7 protein-coding genes are annotated in these 7,392 nt (G+C 32.2%); all 7 read right to left on the reverse strand.

Annotated elements, in window-relative coordinates; translation table 11 throughout:
• Position 1: 1 nt before the first annotated feature.
• Entirely contained in the window at positions 2-1,474 is a 1,473-nt protein-coding gene (locus EV144_RS19385) for a tetratricopeptide repeat-containing sensor histidine kinase (RefSeq protein WP_243854714.1), read from the reverse strand.
• A 407-nt stretch (positions 1,475-1,881) separates the two neighbouring features.
• Positions 1,882-2,325 carry a carboxymuconolactone decarboxylase family protein gene (locus tag EV144_RS19390; RefSeq protein WP_208326868.1) on the reverse strand — a complete coding sequence of 148 codons (444 nt, stop codon included), beginning with the start codon at positions 2,323-2,325 and terminating at the stop codon, positions 1,882-1,884.
• A gap of 71 nt (positions 2,326-2,396) precedes the next feature.
• Positions 2,397-2,969 carry a Crp/Fnr family transcriptional regulator gene (locus tag EV144_RS19395; protein WP_134150798.1) on the reverse strand — a complete coding sequence of 191 codons (573 nt, stop codon included), beginning with the start codon at positions 2,967-2,969 and terminating at the stop codon, positions 2,397-2,399.
• A 142-nt stretch (positions 2,970-3,111) separates the two neighbouring features.
• Positions 3,112-3,456: a 50S ribosomal protein L20 gene (gene rplT, locus EV144_RS19400; RefSeq protein WP_017498429.1), complete on the reverse strand. Its 345-nt coding sequence runs from the start codon at positions 3,454-3,456 to the stop codon at positions 3,112-3,114.
• Positions 3,457-3,556: 100 nt separating this feature from the next.
• Positions 3,557-3,754 carry a 50S ribosomal protein L35 gene (gene rpmI / locus EV144_RS19405; protein ID WP_026727505.1) on the reverse strand — a complete coding sequence of 66 codons (198 nt, stop codon included), beginning with the start codon at positions 3,752-3,754 and terminating at the stop codon, positions 3,557-3,559.
• Positions 3,755-3,846: 92 nt separating this feature from the next.
• Complete coding sequence (gene infC / locus EV144_RS19410) at positions 3,847-4,398, reverse strand: translation initiation factor IF-3 (protein ID WP_134150799.1); 552 nt, start codon at positions 4,396-4,398, stop codon at positions 3,847-3,849.
• 22 nt (positions 4,399-4,420) lie between these two features.
• The gene (gene thrS, locus EV144_RS19415) at positions 4,421-6,367 is read right to left on the reverse strand and encodes a threonine--tRNA ligase (protein ID WP_134150800.1); all 1,947 of its coding nucleotides are present in this window, start codon (positions 6,365-6,367) and stop codon (positions 4,421-4,423) included.
• Positions 6,368-7,392: the final 1,025 nt, after the last annotated feature.

Raw genomic sequence — 7,392 nt, forward strand, 5'->3', positions numbered from 1 at the left:
ACTATAACGGAAATTTAAAAAAAACTTTAAATCCCTGATTAATAGCAGAAGAAATTTCGATCTGTCCTTTTATTTTTTGAATTCGGTTTTTAACATTATAGAGTCCGTTTTTAAAGACCATTTTATCGGTATCTATCCCTTTTCCGTTATCAGTATAATTCACGTGAAGGTTTTTGTTAACGATCTTAAAGTCAATGCCAACAACAGAAGCATCACTATACTTTCTCATGTTTACCAATAATTCCTGTATAACCCGGTAAACTGTGATTTTTTTGTTTTTATTAATTTCATTCCAGGAAATGATATCCAAACCATTCAAAATAATACTAATGTTTGAGGTGCTTAAACCATAAATCATTTCTTTAAGCGAAGAAATATAATTTTCATCTGTTGTAATTACATAATTTTCTTTAGAAATATCTCTTGTCCTAGAATAAATAACATCAAGGTTATTTAGTAATTGCTCTTTATTCTCTTCTAAAGAAAGATTTTTATTTTCGGCAAAAGCCATTGTATGGTAAATATCGTTGGCTAATTCATCGTGAAGTTTTTTAGAAATTCTGGTTTCACTATTGTATGCTGCCTCTATTTTTTCTTTGTTCGCTTTAGAAGTCAAGTAAAAATATAAGATTATAACCAGGAACAAACTTAAAATAATGATGATGTAAGAGACAATATTTTTGTTTTTTTGTTTCTCCAATTTTAAATCATTTTCTGATTTGTGCGTTTTTAATTTTAAATTCTCTTCCTTTTCACGTTTTGAATTATATTTAATTCTTGCAAATTGATTTTTTGCCTCCTGTCTTATTTGAAAAAGGTGTTCAATTAAATCAATATATTGCATGGAATATTTTTTTAATTCGTCTTCATTACTGTTTTTAATTAAAAGTTTCAATGCAGATTGTTTATCCTCTATATTTTGAAGATCATTTAAATTGCTATAAGCAATTAATCCAAATTTTTTAGCAGCAGACGAATTATTGTTTTCGTCATAATACCTTGCAAGAGTCAAATTGCTTAAAGCAATTCCCGTATGGTTTTTTAAATTCGTCCTTATTTTTAAGGCTTCATTAATATAAGTTAAGCCTTCAGGGTTATCAAGTTTAAAGTAACAAAATCCAATATTATTCAATAAATAAGCATACTCCTCAGATGTTTTAAGAACACCAATTTCATCGGCCAGAGATAAAAAAACATTTAGAGCTTCAAGATATTTTTTTTCTTCTGCCAAAACATTTCCGATTTTAGTTTTAGTGCTAAATTGTTTTGATTCGTTAATTTTTAGATTTAGAGCTTTATTATAATATAAAAGAGCATTTTTAAAATCAAAAGTATTAAAGTAATTACTTCCTAACGTCATATAAGTATCCCATACAAGTAATGGTTTCTTTATATATTTCAAATAAGGCATAGCCTCAGTCAGAGTAGTTTCACTTCCGATATAATCACCGTGACTAAGTTGTAAACTAGCCATAGAATTTAAAATTCGAATATAGTTTTCAGTATCGCTTTTTGGATTACAGAGCAGTTTAGCCTCATTGAAAAAATAAAAAGCACTGTCGGAATTAATAGTTTTTTTGGAGTATAAATGGGCCTGAACAATTAATTTGTCGAACTTAGCTTTATTATTTTGATCTTTAATATTACATTGGGTTCTCTTTTGACAAGAGCATATAATCATGAAAGTTATAAATAAGAGCAATCTTTGCATTCTGTGTGGTATCATGCTCCAAAAATAAAGATTTTAAGTTCTTAAAAAACGGTCTGCGTATGGTTTTTTGTTTAATTTTTAAAAAGTTGCTAGTGTAATTCAATTACCACTATAAATTAAGAAACCCTCTATTAAAGAGGGTTTAAGTTAAAATAGAATATTTCTTTTTATTATACAGCTCTCATACCAGTAGCAATTCCAATTCTGTTCCATGCATTAATAGTAATGATCATCATTATGATTTCGGCTAAATATTTTTCGTCAAAAAACTTAGCAGCATTCTCATAAGTTTCTTCAGAAACATGCTGACTAATTAATGTGATTTCTTCAGTTAAAGCAAAAATTGCTTTTTCTTCTTCAGTATAAACATCAGATTCGCGCCAAGCACTTAATAAATAAATACGTTGTTCTGTAACACCTAATTTTCTTGCATCTGCTGTATGCATATTAATACAATACGCACAGCCATTTACTTGTGACGCTCTGATTTTTATCAGCTCTTTATGAACTGGGTCTAAAGATGTAGAAGCGATGTATTTTTCTAAACCTAACATTGCTTGATAAGCTTCTGGGGCTGCTTTCGGGATAACGATTCTTGTTTCATTTTTATTTATCTTTTAAAGTTTGATACAAAGGTCATGTATAGCTTCTTTAAAAAACTTGAACTACTTCAAGAAATGCAAAATCAGACTTTTCCCGCTCTAATCTTACTCATAAATTCGGCAGAAAAATCTAAATAGGAGGCAAGCATATATTGAGGAACACGCTGTACAAATTCGGGAAACAAATTATTAATATGATGATATCGCTCTTCTGCAGACATCGTAAATAAAAACTTAATTCGCATTTGCGCTGCACCAAAAGACTTTTGCGAAACAATCCTAAAGTAACGTTCCAATTTTGGGATTTCTATTAATAAAGTTTCAAGAGTCGATTTGTCTATCGCAATAACATCAGAAGTTTCTACAGCCTGAATATAAAAGTGAGATGGAATATGATTATGATAGCTCAAATAATCGGTTATCCACCAGTTCTCAATTCCAAATTGCAATGTTTGTTCTGTTCCTTTAGAATTTATGATATATTGACGGATACAGCCTTTAACGATAAAATATATAGTATTGCAGACTTGTCCTTCTTTAAGAACATGTTCTTTTCTTTTAATGGTAGAAAGACTCAGACAAGATTCTAAAATATCAATATCTGAGGGATCTAATTTTATATATCTTTCTATATGTTGAAAAAGCGCACTATACATATAATTTAGGTTTATACAAATTTACTTTTAAAATTCAATTATTCAATATAGAATTTTAAGGACCTTTAGAAAAACAAAAACCCAGTCAATGACTGGGTTTTCTATGATAAGTAAGTAATCTTAAATTGAGTTTATAAAACGTTTATTTTACTTTATTAAGAATAGCTTTAAAAGCTTCAGGGTGGTTCATAGCTAAATCTGCAAGAACTTTACGGTTCAATTCGATTCCGTTAGCTTTAACTTTCCCCATGAATTGAGAATAAGACATTCCTTCTAATCTAGCTCCAGCGTTGATACGTTGAATCCATAAAGCACGGAAATTTCTTTTATTCTGTTTTCTGTCACGGTAAGCGTAGCTCATCGCTTTCTCTACCGCATTCTTAGCAACTGTCCAAACGTTTTTACGTCTACCAAAGAAACCTTTGGCTTGCTTCATTATTTTTTTTCTTCTTGCTCTTTTAGCAACTGAATTTACCGATCTTGGCATAATTTTAATGTGTTTTTGTAGCAGGCGTCCCGAATTAAATCAAGAGAACTTAAAAGCCATACTCCAAGGTTATATAAATAATTTTTAACCTAAAGAATTATTAGATAATTCTTAATTGTTGTTTAATGCTTTTCATATCTGTTTGGTGAACTAGCGCTGAGTGTGTCAAAGCTAATTTACGTTTTTTAGATTTCTTAGTCAAGATGTGACTTTTAAAAGCATGCTTTCTTTTAATCTTTCCAGAACCAGTAACTTTAAAACGTTTCTTGGCGCTAGATTTGGTTTTCATTTTAGGCATTTTTCCTAGTGTTTTAATTTATTCTTACTTACTTATATCTTTAGTTTCAGCTTTGAAGTTTCAAGTTTAAAATTGAAACTTACAACTGCGAACTATTTCTTCTTCTTCGGAGCAATGAACATAATCATTCTCTTTCCTTCTAAAACTGGCATTGCCTCAACTTTTCCGTGTTCTTCTAAATCAGTAGCAAGACGTAGTAATAAAATTTGTCCTTGATCTTTATAGATGATAGAACGTCCTTTAAAGAAAACGAAAGCTTTTAACTTAGAACCCTCTTTTAGGAATTTCTCAGCATTCTTTCTTTTAAATTCATAATCATGCTCGTCAGTCTGAGGACCAAATCTAATTTCTTTAACGACAACCTGAGATGATTTAGCTTTTAATACCTTATCACGCTTCTTTTGTTCGTAAACAAACTTCTTGTAATCCATGATTTTGCAAACCGGCGGTTCAGCGTTTGGCGAAATTTCAACCAGATCCAATTCAAATTGATCTGCTAAACGTAGAGCCTCTGCTAGTTTAAAAACACCAGGTTCGATGTTTTCACCCACTAGTCTCACTTCTTGTACACCACGAATATTGTTGTTTATTCTGTGTGCATCTTTTTTTTCTACTCGAGGTTGAAAACCTCTGTTGCTTCTTATTGCTATGACTTTATAATTTAAGTTAAACTGTAAAAACTTTTAATGTTTTATTTATTTCTTCGTTTACAATTCTGACAAATTCTTCAATTGTAACTGTGATATTCCCTTTTCCTTCTTGTCCATGACGACGAATAGAAATCGTTCCGTTCTTCTCTTCTTCCTCACCAACGATCAGCATAAACGGTATTTTCTGCATTTCTGCATCTCTAATTTTCTTACCTATAGTTTCGCTTCGGTTATCAATTAGGGCGCGAATTTCGTGATTTTCTAGCAAATCTAAAACTTTTTTAGCATATATTTCATATTTCTCGCTCAAAGACAAGATAATAGCTTGCTCAGGCATAAGCCAAAGTGGGAAATTTCCTGCTGTATGCTCTAATAAAATTGCAATAAAGCGTTCCATAGATCCAAAAGGAGCTCTGTGGATCATAACAGGTCTATGTAATTCGTTATCAGCACCTTTGTAAGTTAAGTCGAAACGCTCAGGAAGATTGTAATCTACCTGAATAGTTCCTAATTGCCATTGTCTTCCTAAAGCATCCTTCACCATAAAGTCTAGTTTCGGACCATAAAAAGCAGCCTCTCCATATTCAACAACAGTATTCAATCCTTTATCCGCAGCAGCGTTGATGATGGCATTTTCAGCTTTCTCCCAATTTTCATCAGAACCAATATATTTTTCTCTATTTTCCTGATCTCTCAACGAAATCTGAGCAGTAAAGTTTTCAAAGCCTAAAGAACCAAATACATAAAGAACCAAGTCAATTACTTTTTTAAACTCCTCATCCAATTGTTCCGGAGTACAGAAAATGTGAGCGTCATCCTGAGTAAAACCTCTTACACGAGTTAAACCATGTAATTCACCAGATTGCTCATATCTATAAACAGTACCAAATTCAGCATAACGCTTAGGTAAATCTTTGTAAGACCAAGGTCTTACATTGTAGATTTCACAGTGATGAGGACAGTTCATCGGTTTCAATAAAAACTCTTCACCTTCAGCTGGAGTATTAATTGGCTGAAAACTATCGGCACCATATTTTGCATAGTGACCAGAAGTAACATAAAGTTCTTTCTGTCCAATATGTGGAGTAACTACTTGTTCGTAACCAGCTTTCTTCTGAGCCTTCTTTAAAAATTGCTCCAAACGATCTCTAAGTGCTGCACCTTTTGGTAACCATAAAGGCAAACCTTGTCCAACTTTCTGAGAGAAAGCAAACAATTCAAGTTCCTTACCTAGCTTACGATGGTCACGACGTTTAGCCTCTTCAAGCAATTCAAGATATTCAGTTAAATCTTTTTGTTTAGGAAAAGAAGTTCCATAAACACGAGTTAACTGTTTGTTTTTTTCATCACCACGCCAGTAAGCACCGGCAACACTCATAATTTTAAACGCCTTGATAATTCCAGTATTCGGAATATGTCCACCACGACACAAATCAGTAAAAGTAGCATGATCACAAAAAGTAATAGTTCCGTCTTCAAGATTCGAAATCAATTCAGTCTTGTATACATTGTCTTTATACATCTCTAAAGCATCAGCTTTACTAACTGGACGCATTTTAAACTCATGTTTACCTCTCGAAATTTCAAGAACACGATCTTCGATCTTTTTAAAATCAGCGTCAGTAATTTTTTGATCTTCAAAATCAACATCATAATAGAAACCATTCGAAATCGCTGGCCCAAGAGTCAGTTTAATTCCAGGATAAAGTTCCTCAAGAGCTTGCGCCATTACGTGCGAAGTCGAATGCCAAAAAGCTTTTTTGCCTTCCGCATCATTCCAAGTATATAAAATAAGACTACCGTCGGTCGTCAATGGAGTTTCGGTTTCAATTGTTGTACCATTAAAAGAAGCAGAAATCACGTTTCTTGCAAATCCTTCACTAATGCTCTTAGCAACCTCCATCGGAGTTACGCCAGAAGCAAACTCTCTAATTGACCCGTCGGGTAAAGTAATCTTAATCATTGTTTATAATTTTGTGAATGCAAATATAGCGCATTACTAAAATACATACAATATATATGTAGAAGTTTATACTTAATAATAAAGAAGAATGTGGTTAGTGAATAAAAGAGTAATTTTACCATCCTATATATAGCAGTAATTTCATCTACAACCCGACAGTTCAAACCTGTCGGGTTTATTTTTTTTAGGACCTTATATATAAAAGAGTAAATTATTGGAATTTGTAATTTAAACAATTGGAATTTAAGAAAGATAAGGAGCTTGATCCTGCTGTCCTTCCAAATCTTTTGGGGCGAACCCCGCCCCAAAAGGATTTTCCCTCCCATCAGGGCTAGGGCATAGGTTTTCAAGAGAGTCATTTGTCTTTTATTTAAAGAAAGGAGAGAGATGAAACTTAAAAGAAACATCATTTCAAAAATAACTTTTGCGTCTCTGCGCCTTTGCGAGACTAAATAATCCAAAGAAAACAACCCTTTTTTATTCTAACCTTACAACGAAACTCTAGTAAAACAGGTCTAAAACAAAGAAAACTGCATTATATTCCCAGAAAGGATAAAAAAAAGTAATTTTGTAAAGGGGCTGTTATCAGAGTGTTAAGGAAAGAATTAAAAAAAGATGGAAAAAATATAAAATAAAGGCTTTAAAATGTAAATAAAGGTTGTAGTTTTGCACCCGCAGAAACGCAGACGTTCACAGAAAACATGAAAAGCTTTAAGAATTAAAACGAAAAATTATTTTCAAAAAAAGATTCAAAAAAGCTTGTGGGATTTGAAAACAGATGTTACATTTGCACCCCGCAAAACGCGGAAAGTTCATTGAGAAACTGGCAGGAAAGATAAGTGAAAAGAGATGAAAATATTCTCAAAAAAAACTTTAAATTTTTCTTGCAGATTTAAAAAAGAAGTTTTAGTTTTGCACCCGCTTTGAAACACAAGCGAAAACAAAAAGAAATACACGTTCGTAGACATATTGAATTGACAGCCGTCTTAATCGAAAGATTGAGACAAAAAGAATAAGAGTAATAG

The sequence above is a fragment of the Flavobacterium sp. 270 genome (assembly GCF_004368785.1).
Taxonomy (GTDB): domain Bacteria; phylum Bacteroidota; class Bacteroidia; order Flavobacteriales; family Flavobacteriaceae; genus Flavobacterium.

What these genes read in the sequence shown, in the direction of transcription:
- EV144_RS19395 (WP_134150798.1), bottom strand. Translation starts at nt 2,969, where the DNA reads ATGTATAGTGCGCTTTTTCAACATATAGAAAGATATATAAAATTAGAT.
- EV144_RS19385 (WP_243854714.1), bottom strand. Translation starts at nt 1,474, where the DNA reads ATGGCTAGTTTACAACTTAGTCACGGTGATTATATCGGAAGTGAAACT.
- rplT (WP_017498429.1), bottom strand. Translation starts at nt 3,456, where the DNA reads ATGCCAAGATCGGTAAATTCAGTTGCTAAAAGAGCAAGAAGAAAAAAA.
- rpmI (WP_026727505.1), bottom strand. Translation starts at nt 3,754, where the DNA reads ATGCCTAAAATGAAAACCAAATCTAGCGCCAAGAAACGTTTTAAAGTT.
- thrS (WP_134150800.1), bottom strand. Translation starts at nt 6,367, where the DNA reads ATGATTAAGATTACTTTACCCGACGGGTCAATTAGAGAGTTTGCTTCT.